The sequence below is a fragment of the Nguyenibacter vanlangensis genome, from assembly GCF_038719015.1.
Classification (GTDB): Bacteria; Pseudomonadota; Alphaproteobacteria; order Acetobacterales; family Acetobacteraceae; genus Gluconacetobacter; species Gluconacetobacter vanlangensis.
Window position 1 is genome coordinate 2863606 of record NZ_CP152276.1, and the last position, 19124, is coordinate 2882729.

The 19124-nt window shown below is 68.1% G+C and carries 15 protein-coding genes; 4 read left to right on the forward strand and 11 right to left on the reverse strand.

Going from position 1 to position 19124, the window contains the following annotated elements; genetic code table 11:
- Positions 1–29: 29 nt before the first annotated feature.
- Both AAC691_RS13365 and glyA read right to left on the reverse strand, forming a co-directional pair.
- Positions 30–1400 (reverse strand): L-serine ammonia-lyase, encoded by a 1371-nt coding sequence (locus tag AAC691_RS13365; protein ID WP_342627257.1) that lies wholly within the window; start codon positions 1398–1400, stop codon positions 30–32.
- A gap of 21 nt (positions 1401–1421) precedes the next feature.
- Positions 1422–2729 (reverse strand): serine hydroxymethyltransferase, encoded by a 1308-nt coding sequence (gene glyA, locus AAC691_RS13370; protein ID WP_342630217.1) that lies wholly within the window; start codon positions 2727–2729, stop codon positions 1422–1424.
- Positions 2730–3127: 398 nt separating this feature from the next.
- On the opposite strand from glyA, the gene AAC691_RS13375 reads away from it, so the two are divergent.
- Positions 3128–5554: a TonB-dependent receptor gene (locus tag AAC691_RS13375; RefSeq protein WP_342627258.1), complete on the forward strand. Its 2427-nt coding sequence runs from the start codon at positions 3128–3130 to the stop codon at positions 5552–5554.
- A gap of 154 nt (positions 5555–5708) precedes the next feature.
- On the opposite strand, the gene AAC691_RS13380 is transcribed toward AAC691_RS13375, so the two are convergent.
- From AAC691_RS13380 to AAC691_RS13400, 5 genes are all read right to left on the reverse strand, one after another.
- Positions 5709–6890 (reverse strand): glycine betaine/L-proline ABC transporter ATP-binding protein, encoded by a 1182-nt coding sequence (locus AAC691_RS13380; RefSeq protein WP_176639290.1) that lies wholly within the window; start codon positions 6888–6890, stop codon positions 5709–5711.
- Positions 6887–7753, reverse strand: coding sequence for a choline ABC transporter permease subunit (gene choW, locus AAC691_RS13385; protein ID WP_246285405.1), 867 nt, complete (start codon positions 7751–7753; stop codon positions 6887–6889). Before choW ends, AAC691_RS13380 begins: the two co-directional genes overlap by 4 nt.
- A 66-nt stretch (positions 7754–7819) precedes the next feature.
- On the reverse strand, positions 7820–8233 hold the full coding sequence (locus AAC691_RS13390; RefSeq protein ID WP_176639289.1) for a ketosteroid isomerase-related protein: 414 nt from the start codon (positions 8231–8233) through the stop codon (positions 7820–7822).
- A gap of 21 nt (positions 8234–8254) precedes the next feature.
- Complete coding sequence (locus tag AAC691_RS13395) at positions 8255–9130, reverse strand: carbon-nitrogen hydrolase family protein (protein ID WP_342627259.1); 876 nt, start codon at positions 9128–9130, stop codon at positions 8255–8257.
- Entirely contained in the window at positions 9127–9765 is a 639-nt protein-coding gene (locus AAC691_RS13400; protein WP_342627260.1) for a GNAT family N-acetyltransferase, read from the reverse strand. Before AAC691_RS13400 ends, AAC691_RS13395 begins: the two co-directional genes overlap by 4 nt.
- Before the next feature lie 300 nt (positions 9766–10065).
- Here AAC691_RS13400 and AAC691_RS13405 point away from each other — a divergent pair, with 300 nt between their 5' ends.
- The 3 genes from AAC691_RS13405 to purU all read left to right on the forward strand — a co-directional run bounded on the left by AAC691_RS13405 (position 10066) and on the right by purU (position 13103).
- Positions 10066–11052: a glycine betaine ABC transporter substrate-binding protein gene (locus AAC691_RS13405; RefSeq protein WP_342627261.1), complete on the forward strand. Its 987-nt coding sequence runs from the start codon at positions 10066–10068 to the stop codon at positions 11050–11052.
- 108 nt (positions 11053–11160) lie between these two features.
- The gene (locus tag AAC691_RS13410) at positions 11161–12237 is read left to right on the forward strand and encodes a GlxA family transcriptional regulator (RefSeq protein ID WP_323989471.1); all 1077 of its coding nucleotides are present in this window, start codon (positions 11161–11163) and stop codon (positions 12235–12237) included.
- A 14-nt stretch (positions 12238–12251) separates the two neighbouring features.
- Positions 12252–13103, forward strand: coding sequence for a formyltetrahydrofolate deformylase (gene purU / locus AAC691_RS13415; protein WP_342627262.1), 852 nt, complete (start codon positions 12252–12254; stop codon positions 13101–13103).
- 191 nt (positions 13104–13294) lie between these two features.
- On the opposite strand, the gene AAC691_RS13420 is transcribed toward purU, so the two are convergent.
- From AAC691_RS13420 to AAC691_RS13435, 4 genes are read right to left on the reverse strand one after another with little or no spacing between them, the layout of a single operon-like run.
- Positions 13295–14065, reverse strand: coding sequence for an electron transfer flavoprotein subunit beta (locus AAC691_RS13420; protein ID WP_342627263.1), 771 nt, complete (start codon positions 14063–14065; stop codon positions 13295–13297).
- Positions 14062–15156 carry an electron transfer flavoprotein subunit alpha/FixB family protein gene (locus AAC691_RS13425; RefSeq protein WP_342627264.1) on the reverse strand — a complete coding sequence of 365 codons (1095 nt, stop codon included), beginning with the start codon at positions 15154–15156 and terminating at the stop codon, positions 14062–14064. Before AAC691_RS13425 ends, AAC691_RS13420 begins: the two co-directional genes overlap by 4 nt.
- Positions 15153–17066 carry a DUF3483 domain-containing protein gene (locus AAC691_RS13430; protein ID WP_342627265.1) on the reverse strand — a complete coding sequence of 638 codons (1914 nt, stop codon included), beginning with the start codon at positions 17064–17066 and terminating at the stop codon, positions 15153–15155. The genes AAC691_RS13425 and AAC691_RS13430 overlap by 4 nt, the downstream gene beginning before the upstream one ends.
- Positions 17067–17070: 4 nt before the next feature.
- Positions 17071–19119 (reverse strand): NADH:flavin oxidoreductase, encoded by a 2049-nt coding sequence (locus AAC691_RS13435; RefSeq protein WP_342627266.1) that lies wholly within the window; start codon positions 19117–19119, stop codon positions 17071–17073.
- Positions 19120–19124: the final 5 nt, after the last annotated feature.

Consider the following 19124-nt stretch of genomic DNA (forward strand, 5'->3'; position numbering starts at 1 on the left):
CCGGCCGGGCATGATCCTGCTGCTCTAAATCAGCACTCGGGGAGGTTGACGGCCAATCCGCCGAGGGAGGTTTCCTTGTAGCGGTGGTTCATGTCGCGGCCGGTTTCGGCCATGGTGCGGATGACCTGGTCGAGCGAGACGTGGTGCGTGCCGTCGCCGTGCATGGCGAGCGAGGCGGCGTTGATGGCCTTGACCGCGCCGAAGGCGTTGCGTTCGATGCACGGGATCTGCACCAGGCCGGCCACCGGGTCGCAGGTCATGCCCAGATGGTGTTCCATGCCGATTTCGGCGGCGTTTTCCACCTGGAGCGGGTCGGCGCCCAGGGCGGCGGCGAGGCCGGCGGCGGCCATCGAGGACGCCACCCCGACTTCGCCCTGGCAGCCGACCTCGGCGCCCGAGATCGAGGCGTTGAGCTTGAACAGGCCGCCGATCGCGGCTGCCGTCAGCAGGAAGTCCCGCATGCCCTGACGGGCGGCATCGGCCGAGGCATGGGGGCAGAAATCCCGGTAATAGCGCAGGACGGCGGGAATGATGCCCGCCGCGCCGTTGGTGGGGGCGGTGACCACGCGTCCGCCCGCCGCGTTTTCCTCGTTCACGGCAATCGCGAACAGGCTGATCCAGTCCATGATCCCGTGGGCCGATCGGGCATTGACGGTCTCTTGGGCGCGCAGCCGCTCGTGAAGGGCGGCGGCGCGGCGGCGCACCTTCAATCGGCCCGGCAGGGTGCCGCCATGGCTCAGCCCGCGTTCGATGCAGGCCATCATCACGTCGATGACGTGGTCGAGATAGGCTTCGGTCTCCGCGCGCGGGCGCAGGGCGGTCTCGTTGGCCATGACGATGCCGGCGATGCTCAGCCCGCTTTGCCGGGTCTGGTCCAGGAGCTGCGCCCCGCTGACGAAGTCGAACGGCACGTCGGGCTGCATGTAGCCCGCGCTTTCGGTCGCGTCCTCGCGGACGATGAAGCCGCCGCCGACGGAGCAGAAGCGGGCGCGCTCCAGAAGGTTGCCCGCGCTGTCGAGGGCCTCGAACTGCAGGGTGTTGGGGTGGACGGGCGGAATGGTGTCGCGGTCCAGGACCAGGTCCGCCGCGGGATCGAAGGCGATGCTGCGCCCCTGGATGGTCACGCTGCGGCTGGCGCCGACATCCGCCACGATGCCGGCCACCTTGTCGGGATCGACGCTCTGGGGGCTTTCGCCCGTCAGACCCAGGATGACGGCATTGTCCGTGGCATGGCCCTGCGCGGTCCAGGCCAGCGACCCGTAGAGGGTGACCCGAAGCCGGGCCACCCCGTCGAGAGGCGCCAGCGCGGCGGCGAAGCGCTGTGCGGCGCGCATGGGCCCGACCGTGTGGGACGAGGAGGGACCGATACCGACTTTGAAAAGGTCGAACAGGCTGATCATGCTTCTCTCGGCAAATGGCGCTCAGGCGCCCGGATAGGCGACATCATAGATCGGGAAACGGCGGCAGAGTGCCTGAACCTCGGCCTTGACGCGATTTTCGACCTCTTGGGCGGCCGGCGTGCCGTGCGCGCTGAGGATTTCGTCGATGAAGCGCCCGATCTCGCGGAATTCGGCGGTGCCGAAGCCGCGGGCGGTGGCGGCCGGGCTGCCCAGCCGCACGCCCGACGTGACGAACGGGGATTCGGGATCATCCGGCACCGCGTTCTTGTTGGCGGTGATGCCCGCGCGCTCCAGCGCCGCGTCGGCGACCTTGCCGGTCACCTTCTTCGGGCGCAGATCGACGAGGACCAGGTGGCTGTCCGTGCCCCCGGTCACGATGTCGAAACCACGGCGGAGCAATTCGTCGGCCAGGGCCGCCGCGTTCTCGACGACGGCGCGCTGGTAGGACGCGTAGGATGGCTGCAGCGCTTCGCCGAACGCGACCGCCTTGGCGGCGATCACATGCATCAATGGGCCGCCCTGCAGGCCGGGGAAGACCGCCGCATTGACCTTCTTCGCCAGGTCGGCGTCGTTGGTCAGGATGATGCCGCCACGCGGGCCGCGCAGGGTCTTGTGCGTCGTGCTGGTGACGATGTGGGCGTGCGGGAGCGGGTTCGGATAGAGCCCCGCCGCGACCAGGCCGGCAAAATGCGCCATGTCGACCATCAGGTAGGCCCCGACCGCGTCCGCGATCCTGCGGAAACGGGCGAAGTCGATGATGCGCGGATAGGCCGAACTGCCGGCGACGATGATCCTGGGCTGGTGTTCGCGCGCGAGGCGTTCTACCTCGTCATAATTGAGCAGGCCGGTGTCGGGGTGAACGCCGTACTGGACCGACCGGAACCATTTGCCGGAATAGTTCGGCGCCGCGCCGTGCGTCAGGTGGCCGCCGGCCGCGAGGCTCAGGCCGAGTATGACGTCGCCGGGCTTGCCCAGCGCCATGAAGGCCGCCTGGTTGGCGTTGGCACCCGAATGAGGCTGCACATTGGCGAATGCCGCGCCGAAGAGCTGCCTGACGCGGTCGATGGCCAGCGTCTCGACGCGGTCCACGTCGCCGCAGCCGCCGTAATAGCGCCTGCCCGGCAGGCCCTCGGCATATTTGTTGGTCAGGACCGAGCCCTGGGCCTCGAGGACCGCGAAGGACGCCAGGTTCTCCGACGCGATCAATTCGATGCCGTCCTGCTGCCGGCGCAGCTCATCACGGAGGATCGCGGCGACTGCCGGATCGGTTTCGTCAAGAGGTTCGGCAAAGAAACGCCGGCGATCGCCCTGTTCCGCTTCATTGATCATAAGGTGCATGAGGCTGCCTTTCCTGTGCAAGACCGCTTTGTCCCCGGGGGTGAAGAGGCTCCCCGATGTCGCCGGATCTCGACCGTGATGCGCGAACCGACGCGCAGAATGCCGGGAATCTAGGATGGCTTCCATGCCGCGATCGCTGATGCAGGCGACATGAGCTTGAAGTCCTGCGACAGGACGGCACGCGCCTACCTTGTGACGTATTCGAAATAAGGCGTGTCGCTTTCGTTCATGCGGGGCGTGATCCGGGTTCCTAACCTTGCAGGGTGAGGGAGTCATGATGGCGTCGGGTTGATCCGCCCTCGTCGGGGAATGTGTCGAAGGTCGTTCCATTCCGAAGGATGCTTTTTAGAATCCGCGTTACGAACATAGATCACGGAGTCCTTAGCAGCATGCGGCGACCTGCGAAAAATTACGGCGAGCGTCTCTCCACGGTCCTGTTCTCGTCTACCGTCATGGTTTCCCTCCTGGCGGCCGGGCATGCGGCCCAGGCGGCGTCGCCGCACGGCCGGCACCATGGGAAGGCCGCCAAAACCGCTGCTGCGGCCCCGACCCCCGTCGCGGCGAAACGCGCGATCGTCCGCGCGCCGCTGCCGCAGAACGAGGATATCGCCATTTCGGCCCGCCGGCGCGCGCATGGCACGATGATCACGGTGGGGGCCAGTGCGATCGCGCGTTCCGTGCCGGGCACGAACCCGCTGAAGGTCCTGGCGCAGCAACCCGGCGTGATGTTCCAGTCCGACGATCCGCAGGGTGTCGATACCTGGTCGACCCAGATCTACATGCATGGGTTCCTGCAGAACCAGATCAGCACGACTCTGGACGACATTCCGCTGGGTGAACTGGCCTATCGCAACTATAACGGCCTCAATCCCATTCAGGCGATCAGTTCGGAAAATGTCGGCCGGCTGGACGTATCGACCGGCGCGGGGGCGGAATCCGTCGCCAGCACCAACAATCTCGGCGGCTCGATCGAGTACCATTCCTCGGACCCGAAGAACAGGATGGGCGGCACGGTGGCCCAGACCTTCGGCAGCAACGCATTGTATCATACCTTCATCCGCCTCGACAGCGGCACGCTGAACCATACCGGCACCAAGTTCTATGTGTCCTACATGCGCAACGACACCGACAAATGGAAGGGGGGCGGCGACCAGTTCTTCCAGCAGGTGAACGCGAAACTCGTCCAGCCGATCGGGGACGACAGCCGGATTTCCAGCTTCTTCGATTTCAGCCAGTACGAGCAGTTCAACTATCAGGACTATTCGCTCGATATCTGGAAGAATGGTGGAAATTACATCGACAATTACTATAACGGCAGGCCCAGTGGCTATATCGCGGCCATCCAGGCTGCGCTGGGCCATTATCCCGCCTCGTTCGACGGCATCGGCGACAAGGCCGACGCGGCCTATTACGACAGCACGTCGGCCACGACCGATTATTTCGGCGGACTGACGGGGGATTTCCGCCTGACGGACAGCGTGCGGTGGAAGACCACGTTCTATGGACATGGCGAGCAGCAATACAACCACTGGACCAATCCGTTCTCTCCGTCTCCTTCCGGGGCGCCGATGTTCGAAGAGGTGAAGGAGCCGAGCATCCGGCGTTTCGGCATCCTGTCCTCGGTGCAGTACGAGGTTGCCCGCAACCATATCGAAGGGGGCGTATGGTACGAGAACAACCAGTTCGTATCGACGATGTTCGGGTATTCGCAACCGAACGTGGTCGATGGCGTCATCCAGGGGACGCCGGTCAACCCGATCGGTTCTCCCAACCAGGCGCCGTTCATGCAGCTTTACGGGCAGACAACGAATACGAACACCTTTACCGCCTTCGTCCAGGATACGTATAACCCGCTGCCGAATGTCGCGTTGCATTTCGGATTCAAGTCGCTGCTGAACACGTCGCGGGCCGGCGACGGTTACCTGAATACGAATTTTTACGGTCCGGGGGCCTCGGCGACCGGCACGCTGACGACCGCGCGGGCCTTTCTGCCCCATATCAGCGGCGACTGGCACTTCCTGACGCATCATGAACTCTATTTCGACGTGGCCGAGAACGTGCATGCCTATCCGCAGGGACAGTTCAAGACCGTCGCGTCGCCGTTCGCGGTGACCCAGGCTGCCTTCAATTACGCGCGGCCGACGCTGAAGCCCGAAAGCGACTGGGCCTATGCGGTGGGATATCGCTATTCCGACCATTTCCTCGACGCGACGCTGCATGCCTATCACACGGATTTTTCCAATCGCCTGCAGCAGATCACGTCCGGCAATATCGTGAATCCGATTTCCACGGTCCTGAATGTGGGCAACATCACGATGAATGGCGTCGATGCCGGCCTGACGATGCGGCTGTTCCGTGGCGTGTCGCTGTACAACAGCATCAGCTACAACCATTCGACCTATGACAGCAACGTGTCGTCGCAGGGCGTAACCTATTACACCAAGGGATCGCAGGTCGTCGCCTATCCGCGCCTGATGTACAAATCGAGCCTGAGCTATGCCTATCGCAGCTTCGACGCGCATATCGATGCGTCCTACATGTCGCAGCGCAACCTGAGCTATACGGGTGACGCCAAGGTGCCGTCCTACTGGCTGGCGGATTTCGGCATGCGCTACAGGTTCGGCACTATGGGGAAATATGCCCATTCCCTGGGCTTCGTGCAGAACGTGGAACTGGATTTCAACATCTATAACCTGACCAACCAGTTCTATGTCTCGACGATGGGGGAAAACGGCTTTCCGCTGTCGGGCGATTACCAGTCGTTCCTGCTGGGGGCCCCCCGCCAGTTCTTCGGGTCGGTCCGTGCGGAGTTCTGAGAGGAAATCGCGCCCCATGCCATGACGGAGGCCGGTCTTCGGATCGTTCCTTCGGAGTACTGCCAAGCCCCCGGCGCGAGCCGGGGGTTTTTGATTCAGGGATGGATCGCCTGCCCCGTGGGACGGGCGGAACGTCGGGATCGGGACAACAGGATCACGGTCCTGAACGGCGCTCTCCGGACAAGGCCTGGAGAATATCGGCGTCGTCGCACAATCCGATCAATTGCCCGTCTTCCTCCACCAGGACGGGAAAACCGCTGCGCTGCCGCAGGGCGATGATCTCGCCCAGGCTCATTTGCGCCGATACGACGCAGAGCGATCCGTGCTGCCAGTCCTTGGACGCCTTGAGCGGCATGTCCTGGCCGGCGACGTGTGCCGTCATCGTGTTCGGGGCGATTGCGATAGTGCCCCCGTCCAGCATCCCGTCGGGCCGCAGGGGCAGATCCCGAAAGCGTCGCATGACTGTCGACGCCAAAATGGTCGGCAGCGGATTCATGTGGCGGATGAATTCCGCCACATAGTCGTTGACCGGACGCAGGGCGATGTCGTTGGGCGTTCCAGTCTGAATGATGCGCCCCTCGCGCATGATCGTAATGCGGCTGCCGATCTTCAGCGCCTCATCGATATCGTGGCTGACGAACAGGATCGTCTTCTTCAGCCGTTTCTGCAAATCCATCAGCTCGTCCTGCAATTTTCGGCGGATGAGCGGGTCGAGCGCGGAAAACGGCTCATCCATCAGCAGGATATCGGCATCCGTGGCAAAGGCGCGGGCCAGGCCCACACGTTGCTGCATGCCGCCCGACAATTCGTGGACCTGGGCATCGGCCCAGTTCGACAGGCCGACCAGCGCCAGCTTTTCCTCGACGATCTCTCGCCGGATCGACGGGGCCAGGCCGCGCAGTTCCAGTCCGAACCCCACATTGTCGCGCACGCTGCGCCAGGGCAGCAAGCCGAACTGCTGGAATACCATGGCGATGCGCGTCTTGCGCAGTTCGCGCAGCGTATCGGCGTCGCAACGCGCGATATCGAGCCAGGCCGAGCCGTTGCCGATGCGGACCTCGCCGCGCACGGGCCGGTTCAAGCGATTGGCCGCGCGCAGCAGGGTGGATTTACCCGACCCCGACAGCCCCATCAGCACGCTGATCTCGCCCCGCGCCACCGCGAGGCTGGCGCCCGCCACGCCCACCGTCACCTTCAGGGCGCGGCCGATTTCCTCGCGCGTTTCGCCGGCGTCCAGCCGTGCCAGCGCCGCCTCGATCGCGCCGCGCCGGCCGCTGCGGTCGAACAGGATATCGATGTTGCGGAATTCCAGCGCCGCATTCGCCGTCTCGCTCATGATGCGGAATCCTTCGCGCGGCAAAGGCGATCGAGCATGATGGCGAGGAGCACGATGACGAAACCGGATTCGAAGCCGACATCGACCTGCACGGTATTCAGCGCGCGCACCACCGGTACACCCAGTCCCCCTGCCCCGACCAGTGCCGCGATCACGACCATGGACAGGCTGAGCATGATGCATTGCGTCAGTCCGGCCTGGATCATCGGCAGGGCGGCGGGCAGCTCGATCTTCCATAGAATCTGCCGCTCGGTGGCCCCGAACGCCTCGCCGGCCTCGATCAACGCGCGCGGCACGCGCGCGATGCCCATCTGCGTCATGCGGATCGGCGCGGGCAAGGCGAAGATGATGGTCGAGATCATGCCCGGTACGGTGCCCAGGCCGAATAGGATCAGCGTCGGGATCAGATAGACGAATGTCGGCAATGTCTGCATCAGGTCGAGGATCGGGTGCAGCACCCGCGCCAGCCGGGGATGATGGGCGCCGGCCACCCCCAGCGGCACGCCGATCGCCATGCAGCACAGGGTCGAGAACAGGATCAGCGACAGCGTCGCCATCGTCTCGTTCCAATAGCCCTGGTTGATGATGAACAGCAGCCCCAGCGCGATCAGCGCCACCAATGCCCACGACCGACGCAGGAACCACGCCCCGGCGACCGCCGCCGCGACCAGCAGCAAAGGCGGCATATCCAGCAGCAGCGTGGTCAGGCCGTCCGCGCAGGCGCCGACCACGTCGCTGATCGCGTCGAAGACGCCCAGCCCGTAATGCCGGATGACGTCGATCACCGCCGCCATCGCGGTGCCGACGGGAATCTTGTGTTCCGTAATCCATCGTTCCGGTGCGATCATCCGTGTGGCCTTCATTCAGCGGCGTTCAACGCCGTTCCGTCCAAGTGTCGCTCGTCGCAGAAACCCCATGCCTGTCCCGCGCTATTTCCCCGTAACCTGGCGCGTCCATTCCGGCAGGTTGTAGAAATTCGAGATCCGGGCGACCTTGCCGTCCCGCAGGGTGAAGAACGCCCCCGCCGGCAGCACGTAGCCCTGGCCGTGCGCTTCGGGCAGGCCGTCATCGGTGCTGAGATACGTGCCGTGGACGACGAATTCCGCGGCCGCGCGGCTGCCGTCTTCATTGACCATGACCACCACGTCGCGGATGTCCTCGCGGTAGCAGCTATCCATGCGGTGCAGGAAGGCGCGGAACGGCGCCACCCCGATCTCGCTGCCGCCCTGGTTGATGTCGTGCACGACATCGTCGGTGAGCAGGGCCAGGAAAGCCTCCCGGTCGCCGGAATTGAAGGTACGGTAATAGGTTTCGATCAGCGTTCGCGCGGTTTCGACGGACATGGCGGGCTCCGATGCGGGGTTTCAGACAAAGGAATGGATGGCGGCGGGCGGCACATGGACGGGCCAGTCGCGGCAGTTGCGCACCGCCCCGTCCCGGCGTACCGCGTCCAGGGCGGCGGGGTCGAGCGTGGCGAAGGCCCAGGACGCGGTATTCATCGCGCCCTGCGCGATGATGCCGTCGGGCGGGAAGCCCCGGTCCATCGGACCGTAGATCGCGGCGCGGCCGCAATTCGCGTCGAGGGTCTGGAGCCACGGCGCGTCGCCGACCGTCGGCGCCAGCGCGACGAAGCACTGGTTTTCCAGGGCCCGCGCCTGGGCCGACACGCGGACGCGGTTGAACCCGTGCATCGTATCGGTGCAGGTCGGCACCAGGATCAGCCACGCCCCGGCCTCGATCTGCGCGCGGGTCAGCATCGGGAATTCGGAATCGTAGCAGATCGCCGTGCCGATCAACCCCCAGGGGGTTTGGAACACCCCCGGCGGATCGCCGGCCCGCACGCCCCAGGCTTCGGTCTCGAAACGGGTCATGACATGCTTGTCCTGGAATGCCACCCGTCCGTCGGGCGCGATCAGCGGCGCCCGGTTGCGGACGAAACCGGGTTCGGGACGCGGCAGGGTGCCGGGCATCAGCCAGACACGGTGGCGTCTCGCCGTTGCGACCATGATGTCCAGAAGGGCATCGCTGTGCCGGCAGACCGCCCGCAATTCCGCCGTGGGATCGGGCTGGTCCGTCATCGCGGACGCGGCCTCCATGCAGGCATATTCCGGCAGCAGCAGCAGATCGGCCTGGCGCGCGCCTTCCGCGACGACGCGGTCCAGATGCGCCGCGTAATCCTGCAGGGTGCGCGCCCGTTCCACGGACCACGCATAGGCCCCGAGACGCAAGGTCTGGCTCATCTGTCCTCCAGAAGCTGTTCGGGCAGCGGCACCGCGCCCAGGGCCCGGCCCCAGAAATCGAGGCGATGGGGGACCTCGTGCCCGGTCCCGACTTCCTTCCAGGGGTAGGTGCAGGACAGGCCGGGCAGCCGCGCATAGCCGCGCCGGGCCCAGAATCCGTCCAGCGGCACCCAGCCGGCGGGCCGGGCCGGGTGGTCCGGCGGACGGTGGACCGCGCAGAATACGGCGAAATCGGCACCGGCGGCGCGCGCCGCCTCCTCGCGCAGCGCGAAGAAGCGGACCCCGGCGCCCCGGCCGCGACAGGCGGGCAGCAGTACGGATTCGCCGAAATAGAAGAACCGCCGCAGATCCTGGCCCCTGACCTCGAACGGTGCGCGCATGGGGGCGGCTTCATCGGCCAGCGGCAGGCAGGTGGACGCGCCGACGATCCGCCCGCCATCGTCGCGCGCGACGATGGCCGCCGCATGGGGGCTGCGCAGATAAACCTCGAGATATCGCCGCTCATAGACCGGGTCGGCTCCGTCATAGAGATAGGGCCAGTCGCGGAATATGGCGATCCGGAGCCGGGCCAGGTCGTCGATGATTTCGGCCAGGCGCCCGGCGCGGCAGATTTCGAACGAAAGCGGGTTTATCAAACTCCAACTCTCCGCAGTGGCCGCACATCGCAGGGCGGGCATCGATCCGGACCTGGCGCGGAACGACATCCGCACGATCCGGCCCGTGGATTTGCCCGTAGATTTGTAGGACCGACGGGCAGGCGATGGAATACGCGGCATGTCGCGCGGCCCGCATAAAAGCGGTCCGGCCCCCATGAAACGCTCCCTCATGTCGAAACCAAACTATTCCGCGACGCAAACATTCGGGTGAATGGCGAATGGGGACGGACATGATGTCCCTGCTGGCCTTCCGCCAGTCAGCGAGGGAGTTATAGCTGGATGCCCAGAAGCATCGTCGGCCGGGTCGCCGCTCTGTTCGCAGCGATCGATCTTATCGCCATGCCTCTTCTTGCCATGCCTGCCGTGGCGGCCTGGATGCCCGGCGATCCGGCGGCCTGCGTGCCCATCCGCCTGTCCAATGTGGGCTGGACGGATGCCGAGGCCGTGACGGCGGTCACCGCGACGCTGTTCGACGCGCTGGGCTATGCCCCCCAGACGCCGCTGTTGCCGCTGGTCATGACCTATGTGGCGATGCGCGACCGGCGGGTGGATGCGTTTCTGAGCAACTGGGAGCCCACCGGCAGCACGCCGATCGCGCCGTTCCTGGCCGACGGCTCGGTGGAGCGGCTGGCGACCAACCTGTCGGGTGCGCACTACACGCTGGCCGTGCCCGACTATACGTGGAAGGCGGGCCTGCGCGACTATGGCGACATCGCAGCCTGGGGGGGACGCCTGGGCCATATGATCTTCGGCCTGGAAGCCGGCAATGACGGCAACGGGCTGGTGCTGGAGATGATCCGCCGGGACCAGTTCCATCTCGGCCGTTTCCGCCTGGTCGAAAGCAGCGAACAGGGCATGCTCAGCCAGGTCGACCGCAGCATCCTGAGCCACCGGCCGATCCTGTTCCTGGCGTGGGAGCCGCATCCCATGAACCTGCGCTTCGCGATCCGCTACCTGACCGGCGGCGACAAGGTCTTCGGCCCCGATGGCGGGACGAGCGTCAATACCGTGATCCGCCGCGGCTACCGCACCGACTGCCCCAACGCGGCGCGGCTGCTGGCGCAGATCCGCTTCACGATCCCGGACGAGAACATGATGATGCTGGCGATCCAGCGCGACCACGTGCCGCCGCCGCTGGTCGCCCGACGCTGGCTGCGGACGCACCCCGACGCCTGGCATGGCTGGCTGGAGGGCGTCGCCACGCACGACGGCGCCCCGGCGCTGCCCGCCGTGCAGGCACGCCTGTCCCTGCCGGCCGGCGACTGACCGCCATGGCGGAATAAATGAAATTTATGTCGTATCCCGGACAGTTCACGACCGTGGCCGTCCCGTAGTCTCATTGCGGATGAGAAATCAAGTGCCGGGAGAGCGATCATGTCAGAAGGGGCATCGGGCGGCATCAGGCCGCGCCTGCGCGTCGGCTTCATCCTTGCCGATCATTTCACGTTGTCCGCCTTTTCCCTGTTCGTCGACCATCTGCGCCTTGCCGCCGACAAGGACGACCGCAGCCGCCCGATCCATTGCGCGTGGCAGGTGCTGTCGGCCTCGGTCCATCCGGTGCGTTCCAGTTGCGGCGTGGCGATCGCGCGCGACGCGCCGCTGGGCGATCCCCGGGCCTTCGACTATATCGTCGTGGTCGGCGGGCTGCTGCACGGACAGGAGCAGATCGACCATGTCACCACCGTCTGGCTGCGCCGGGCGGCGGAGATGGGCATTACCCTGATCGGCGTCTGCACCGGCACCTTCGCCCTGTGCCGCGCCGGGCTGATGAATGATCGCCGCGTCTGCGTGAGCTGGTATCATCGCCAGGATTTCCTGGAGGCGTTTCCCGCGCACGAGGCGGTCAGCGACCAGATGTTCGTCGATGACGGCGACCGCATCACGTGCTCGGGCGGGGGGGCGGCGGCCGACGTGGCGCTGCACCTGATCGAACGCAGCATCGGCCGCCCGGCCGGGCTGAAGGCCAGCCATATCCTGCTGATGGAACGCGCCGGCACGAGCGGCAGCCAGATCCGGCTGCAGCCGCAGCCCCCCACCCTGGCCTCGGCGACCCGGCTTGCCGACCCCCGGGTACGGCGCGCCATCCTGCATATGGAGCAGAACATGGCGCGGCCGCTGCCGATCGCGCAGCTCGCCGCCCGGCTGGGCATTTCCAGCCGGCAACTGGAGCGCCTGTTCCAGAGCACGCTGGGCCGCAAGCCGCAGGATTTCTATCGCATGCTGCGGCTGCGCCACGCCCGCGCCCTGCTGGAAGCGGGCGAAATGAGCGTGACGGAGATCGCCATCGAAATGGGGTTTTCCGACTGCTCGCACTTCTCGCGCCATTTCAAGACGGCGTTCGGCATCAGCCCCAGCGCCTGCCACCGCACCGCCGCCCCCGACCTGGCCGCGCGCCGCGCCGCGCCCGACGTGCTGTCCCATGCCGGCATCCGGCTGTTCTCCGACCGATGAAGATGTCCTGACCCATGGCCCATGCCGACGCCCATGTCCTGATCGTTACCTGCGCCAGCCGGCCGGGCCTGGTCGCCGCCTGGTCGGGTTGCCTGTTCCAGGCCGGCGCGAACATCGTCGAAATCGACCAGCATGCCGACCTGGCGGAAGACCGGTTCTTCATGCGCATCGCCTTTACCGCCGCGGCGCCGCCCGACCGCGCCGGGCTGGCGGCGGTGGCCGCGCGGTTCGACGCGCACTGGCGGCTTTACCCGCCGCGCGGACGGCAGCGCGTGGTGATCATGGTCTCGAAATTCGACCATTGCCTGGCCGACCTGCTGTATCGCTGGCGGATCGGCGAACTGGCGATGGACCCGATCGCCATCGTATCGAACCATCCGCGCGAAGCGACGCAGGCCGTCGATACCGGCGACATCCCGTTCCATCACCTGCCGGTCACCCGCGAGACCAAACCCGCGCAGGAGGCGCGTCTGCGCGCGCTGATCGAGGAAACCGGCGCGGAGCTGGTCGTTCTGGCGCGCTATATGCAGGTGCTGTCGGACGACATGTCCGGCTGGCTGGCGGGACGGTGCATCAACATCCACCATTCCTTCCTGCCGGGGTTCAAGGGCGCGCGCCCGTATCACCAGGCGCACGCAAGGGGCGTGAAACTGATCGGGGCGACCGCCCATTACGTCACGGGCGACCTCGACGAGGGCCCGATCATCGAGCAGGATGTCGAGCGCATTTCCCATGCGGATACGCCCGACGACCTGATCCGCAAGGGCCGGGACGTGGAGCGCCGTGTCCTGTCGCGCGCGGTGAATTACCATCTTCAGCATCGCGTCATTCTCGACGGGCACCGGACCGTCGTTTTCCCCGACTGACAGGGCGCCGCTGACCGCCGGGGCGCGAACGGTCACGCGTTCCCGGCGGTGGCCTTACCCAACGGCGCCCTTGAGGGAAAACACGATCGGCTCGACGCCGAGAGCGGCCAGGATCCGCTTGAATTCGCCCTGCGGGATCACCCAGGTTTTTCGGCCGGAAGGCCAGGCGGTCCAGCAGAGCATGCAAATCGTCACGCATCGGCGGAGGGCCCGCGCGGCGATTTGAGCACGCCCAGCGCCCGGAGGTGGTCCCGCAGCGCATGCGCGGCTTCGGCGACGTCCGGGTGGTCCAGCACCGTTCCCGCGCCGGCCTGGGCGGCCGCGCCGATGAGGCGCGGCCGCGCGCGATATGGGCGCTCGGTCCCCTCCGGCGCAATCGAGGCGGGGGCGGTCGAAACGGGGGTGGGCACGGCCCGTAGTTCGGCGCGGCGCGCGCGGTCGAAGACGAAGGGGGGCGCCGGGGCGGCATCATGGGCGCACAGGATGCAGGGCAGGCGGATCCGGGCCTGGCGCCGCGCGCCCTGCGGCAGGCCGATCGTGACCGGCAGCCAGCCTTCGGCCGCCGCGCCGACCGCGATCACGCCGGAGAGCAGCGGCCAGCCGAGTTGTTCGGCCAGCAGATAGGGCAGCATGCCGCTATCCTCGCCGCCGCATGCCTGCCGGCCGGCCAGCACCAGGTCCGGCGGGTCGGCGGCCAGATGCGCGGCCAGCGCCTCGACCGCGTCGCCCCCGCCACCGAGGCAGTCCACATGGTCCAGCCCGTACCCTGCCGCCCGCCGCAGGGCCGGCGACGGGGGGCCCGCGTGCAGGCCGCCGGCCGGATCGTCGCCAATCGGATCGCCGCCAATCGGATCGCCGACCGACAGCGCCAGCCCGATCGCCGCGATCTCGCCCGGCGGGGGGGCCGGACGGCCGGATACCGGATCGATCCCGTTCGAAAGAAGGACGATGCGCCGCATCATGCCCCGCCCCCCTGCAACAGGGCCAGCAGGGCCGGCATCACCGCCTGTGCGTCGGCGATGATCGACAGCCCGGCACGGGCGACGATCGCGGCATGCAGGTCGGTATTCACCGCCACCACGTGCTCGACCTTGCCCAGCCCCTGCAGATGCTGCGGCGCGCCGGCGATGCCGAATGCCAGGTAGCAGCGCGCGTCCAGCACCGTACCGGAGGCGCCGACCTGTGCCGCGCGCGGCATCGATCCGGCATCGCAGACCACGCGGCTGGCCCCCTCGGTCGCGCCAAGCGCGCGGGCTAGCGCATGAAATGTCTCGAAATCCGTGACGCCCTGCCCTGCCGACACGACAAACGGCGCCTCGGACAACGGGATTGCGCCCGCCGGCGCGGGCACGATCGGCCCGAACACCAATCGTCCGGCCGGGTTCGAAGGCGGGATGGGCGCCGCCAATATCCGTCCTTCGCACGCGTGCCCGGCATAGGGGGCCACCCGGTCGCACGGCAGGGTGATGATCCGGGCCACGGCCGCGACGCGCTCGGACCGGCCGCCCCGGCATGGCCGGACGCCCTGGCGGACGCTCAGCGCCTCGATGCCCGGCTGTATCGGCCAGCCGCTGCGCGCCGCGAGCCGGCGCGCGAGATCGCCGCCTGTCCGGTCCTCGGCAAAGATCACGTGCCGTGGCGCGAAGGGGGCGACCAGTTCCAGCAACAGGTACGGCGCGGCTTCGGGATCGTCCAGCGCGCCGATCGCCAGGATGCGGTCCGCGCCGGCCTCGCCCGCCTGTCGGGAGGCGATGTCGCCGAGGCCGACCAGAACGACCCCGCCATCGGTCCCGGCAAGCATCCGCGCGGCCCCGAGAAGCTGGCGGCCCCACCGGTCCAGGCCGCCATCGACGGCCTGGATGACGACGGCGACCCAGAAAGCCGGTGCCTCGATACGCCGGACGGGTGCCTCGCGCGGCCGGCGCGACACGGCCATGCCCGCGACGTTCCCGTCATGGACCAGGCGCGGCCTGTCGCCGCCGGGCACGAGGCGCCGCGACCGTTCGGCGCGCGGGTCCCGCCTGATCCGCCCGGTCATGGTACCACCAGTCATGGCACCACCGCCGCGAGCACGAGTTCCGCCACGTCCTTCACCTCGGGGCGCGGCCCGGTCACGCCTTCGAGCATCGCCGTGCATCCGGGACACGCCACCGCGACGACGGACGCCCCGCCCTGCCGCATCTGCTCCATCCGGAGGTCGGGAATACGGGTGGCCGCGTCGACGTCGCTTGCCGGGCTTCCGCCGCCGCCGCCGCAGCACATGGCGCGCATGCCGTGGCGTTCGACCTCCACGCGGGTGCGGCAGGCCGCGTCGAGCAGGCGGCGGGGCGCATCGATCACGCCGTTATAGCGCCCCAGATAGCAGGGATCGTGATAGGCGACGGCGGGCCCGTCACGCCGCGCGAGGGTGAGCCGCCCGTCCTGTACCAGCGCGTCCAGCAGGGTCGTATGGTGCTCGACGGTCCATGTGCCGCCCAAGGTGGCGCCAAGGGCGGGATATTCGTTTTTCAGGACGTGATAGGCATGCGGGTCCGCGGTGACGATCTTGGTGAAGCGCCGCGTTCCCAGCGTTTCGATCACCTCGCGCGCGAGGGCCTGGAACGTCGCCTCGTCGCCCAGGCGCCGGGCGACGTCGCCGCAATCGACTTCGTCCGCGCCCAGGGTGGCGAACCGGAGACCCGCCTTGCGCATGAGCGTCACCAGGGCCCGCAACGATCGGCCGTACCGCAGGTCGTACGCGCCCTCGCCCAGCCAGAGCAGGATGTCGGTCTCCTCGCCCGGCGGCAGGACCGGGACGTCGAGGGCCGCGATCCCGTCCGTCCGCGCGTCCAGGGCGCGGCCGCCCGGCTCGGCCCGGTCCCGCGACGCGCGCAGCACCTGCCCGGCGCCCGCGGGCACGGCGCCCTTCATGAGGGTCTGACCGCGCCGCAGCGCGATGACCGCGTCCACGTGTTCGATCAGCATCGGACATTCCTCGACGCAGGCGCGGCAGGTGGTGCACGCCCACAGCGTATCGGGGGCCAGCACGGTTCCGACGATCTCGGTCCCCATGCCGCCACCGCCGGGCATGGCCGGCGCATGGGGCGACGGGCTGCCGAAATACGGGGCGGGCTTCGCGCGCATCGCGCCGGAGAGGCCCTGTATCAGTGCCTTCGGATTCAGGCGCTGGCCCGCCGCGAAGGCCGGGCAGGCTTCCTCGCAACGCCCGCATTGCACGCAGGCATCGAAGCTCGCCAGTTCCGGACCCGTGAAATCGCCCGGGGTCAGCACGCCCAGCCGCTCATGCACAAGATCGAGCGGCCATAGCGCCGTATCGAGCGGGCGCGGCACGCCCGGGCGGGCGAAACGGCCCGGCCGCGTGTGCCCGGCGAGCCAGGCCACACCCGCCAGCCCATGACGCATGGGCCCACGCCCGACGGCGACGAGCAGCGCGACGGCCCCGGCCAGGGCGATGGCCAGGGCGACGGCCAGGGCGGCGGCAACCCCGCCGGCAATCGCCGCGGGCGCGGCGCGGTTCGCGAGACAGGCCGCGACGAGCGCATTTCCGGCGCACCACGCGAGCAGGGCCGCGGGGAGCCAGAGGAACGGGCCACCCGAAAGCTGCGATGGCGTGCGCGGCCGCCGCCGGGCGCGATCGATCAGGGCGCCCCACGCGCCCAGCGCGAAGAGAACGATCGCGACGATCCGGAATACGCCCCAGACCCCCGGCAGCGTCCCCAGCAGCAACGCCAGCGCGCCGCCCAGCGCGCCGCCGGCGGCCAGCGCGTGCATGCGCGCGTGCCGCGGGCGCCGGGCGACGACGTGATGGACGTCCACGAGATAACGGCGCGGCACCGACGCCAGGCCGGCCAGCCAGGACCGGCCGGCGGGGCGCCCCTTCAGCCAGCGCGCCAGCAGGACCATCCAGACGAGGGCGACAGCGCCCGCGGCACATCCCATTTCCGCAAGGACCAGCCAGCGCATGGTGTCAGAGATCCTTGCACAGCCGCAGCGCGTCATAGAGCGCGGCATGAATGTTGCGCGCCGCCACCGCGTCGCCGATGCGGAACAGCGCGTAGTCGCCGGCCCCGAGCCGCGCCATCACCGGCTGGGGCCGTCCGGCGACCAGCGCATGCGCGTCGGTCTGGCCGGCATTGGCCGAGCCCGCCTTCAGCGCCGCATAGAGCGTGGTGTCGGGCGCGCCGCCGCGATCGACCACGATGTGGTCGACCACCCGTTCTTCTTCCGCGCCGGTCATGGTGTTGCGCAGCACGGCGACCAGGCGGTTGCCCTCGCGCCAGGTCTCGGTCAGTTCCATGTTCGGCGTCGTCACCACACCCAGCCTGTAGAATTCGCGCAGATGCACCGGCTGGTTGGTGGTCCCGACCTCTTGCGCCACCAGCCGGTCGTGGGTCGCCAGCTCGACCAGGCAGCCGCGCGTGGCCAGCAATTCGGCCACCGAGGCGGCGTTGTGCTGCCCCATCTCGTCGAACAGCAGCACGCTGCCCGCGGGCGCGGCGCGGCCGGCCAGGACGTCGCGCGTCGTATGGTGCAGGTCGCTGCCCGGATCGTCGCCCAGGATCGCCTCGCCCCCCGTCGCCACGATCACCACGTCCGGCGCGCAGAGCAGGATATCGGCCGCCGTCGCCTCCACCCCCAGGCGCAGATCGACGTCCAGCTTGCGCACCTGCCCGTCCAGCCAGCGCACGATGCCCGACAGGGCCTCGCGCCATGTCGCGCGGGCGGCGAGGTTGACCTGTCCGCCGGTGCGCGCGTCGCGTTCGAACAGCGTCACCGTATGGCCGCGCAGGGCGCAGACCCGCGCCGCCTCGAGCCCCGCCACCCCGGCCCCGACGACGACGACGCGCCGCGCGGTTTCGGCGGGCGCGATCTCGTGCGGCATCGTCGCCTCGCGCCCCGTCGCCGCGTTCTGCAGGCACAGCGCGTCGCCGCCGACATAGATCCGGTCGATGCAGTAGCCCGCCCCCACGCATTGCCGGATATCGTCCGCGCGCCCGTCGGCCAGTTTGCGGACCAGATGCGGGTCGGCGATGTGCGCGCGGGTCATCGCCACCATGTCGACATGCCCCTCTGCCACCGCGCGCGCCGCCGTCGCCAGATCGGTGATGCGCTGGGCGTGGAAGACCGGGATATCGACCGCCCGCTTGATCGCGCTGGCCAGGCCGAGAAAGGGCGCGACCGGAAAAGCCATGTTGGGCAGGGACACCGCGTGCGCCATCTCGTCGCGCGCCTGGCCGCCGATGACGTTGACGAAATCGATCAGCCCCCGGCGCGCATAGTCTTCGGCGATGGCGATGCAGTCGTCCTGCGTCAGGCCGCCATTCAGCAATTCGTCGCCCGACATGCGCATGCCGATGACGTAATCGTCGCCGGTCGCCTCGCGGATCGCGGTCAGCACCTCGATGCCGAAGCGCATCCGGTGTTCCAGGCTGCCGCCATAGGCATCGTGCCGGTGATTGACCGACGGGCTCCAGAACTGGTCCAGCAGGTGGCCATGCGCGCCGGAGATCTCCAGCCCGTCCAGCCCGCCTTCGCGGCAGCGGCGGGCGGCGGCGGCGAAGGCACGGACGACCCGCGCGATGTCCTCGGGCTCCATCTCCTTGGGGATCGACCGCGAGGCCGGCTCGCGCCGGACCGAGGGCGCGATCACCGGCAGCCAGGCATCGGTGTCCCAGCGGGTGCGGCGGCCCATATGGGTCAACTGGATCATCAGCCGGGCGCCGTGCGCGTGTACCCGGTCGGCGAACTGGCGGAAATACGGGATCACGCTGTCGTCGGAGACCGCGATCTGGCTCCACGGCGTAGCCGGGCTGTCCAGTTCGACGGACGATGATCCGCCGAACATGGTCAGGCCGATGCCGCCCTTGGCCTTTTCGGCGTGATAGAGCTGGTAGCGTTCCTGCGGCTTGCCGTCGACGCCGTAGCCGGGGGCGTGGCTGGTGCTCATCACCCGGTTGCGGATGACCAGCGACTTGATGCGCAACGGCTTCAGCAGGGCATCGGCATGGGGGATCATGGGCG

Excerpts from the sequence above, each read along its gene's own strand:
- AAC691_RS13420 (WP_342627263.1), bottom strand. The coding sequence starts at position 14,065 with ATGATGCGGCGCATCGTCCTTCTTTCGAACGGGATCGATCCGGTATCC.
- AAC691_RS13380 (WP_176639290.1), bottom strand. The coding sequence starts at position 6,890 with ATGAGCGAGACGGCGAATGCGGCGCTGGAATTCCGCAACATCGATATC.
- AAC691_RS13365 (WP_342627257.1), bottom strand. The coding sequence starts at position 1,400 with ATGATCAGCCTGTTCGACCTTTTCAAAGTCGGTATCGGTCCCTCCTCG.
- AAC691_RS13390 (WP_176639289.1), bottom strand. The coding sequence starts at position 8,233 with ATGTCCGTCGAAACCGCGCGAACGCTGATCGAAACCTATTACCGTACC.
- AAC691_RS13395 (WP_342627259.1), bottom strand. The coding sequence starts at position 9,130 with ATGAGCCAGACCTTGCGTCTCGGGGCCTATGCGTGGTCCGTGGAACGG.
- AAC691_RS13435 (WP_342627266.1), bottom strand. The coding sequence starts at position 19,119 with ATGATCCCCCATGCCGATGCCCTGCTGAAGCCGTTGCGCATCAAGTCG.
- AAC691_RS13410 (WP_323989471.1), top strand. The coding sequence starts at position 11,161 with ATGTCAGAAGGGGCATCGGGCGGCATCAGGCCGCGCCTGCGCGTCGGC.
- choW (WP_246285405.1), bottom strand. The coding sequence starts at position 7,753 with ATGAAGGCCACACGGATGATCGCACCGGAACGATGGATTACGGAACAC.
- AAC691_RS13425 (WP_342627264.1), bottom strand. The coding sequence starts at position 15,156 with ATGACTGGTGGTACCATGACCGGGCGGATCAGGCGGGACCCGCGCGCC.
- AAC691_RS13405 (WP_342627261.1), top strand. The coding sequence starts at position 10,066 with ATGCCCAGAAGCATCGTCGGCCGGGTCGCCGCTCTGTTCGCAGCGATC.
- glyA (WP_342630217.1), bottom strand. The coding sequence starts at position 2,729 with ATGATCAATGAAGCGGAACAGGGCGATCGCCGGCGTTTCTTTGCCGAA.
- AAC691_RS13375 (WP_342627258.1), top strand. The coding sequence starts at position 3,128 with ATGCGGCGACCTGCGAAAAATTACGGCGAGCGTCTCTCCACGGTCCTG.
- AAC691_RS13430 (WP_342627265.1), bottom strand. The coding sequence starts at position 17,066 with ATGCGCTGGCTGGTCCTTGCGGAAATGGGATGTGCCGCGGGCGCTGTC.
- purU (WP_342627262.1), top strand. The coding sequence starts at position 12,252 with ATGGCCCATGCCGACGCCCATGTCCTGATCGTTACCTGCGCCAGCCGG.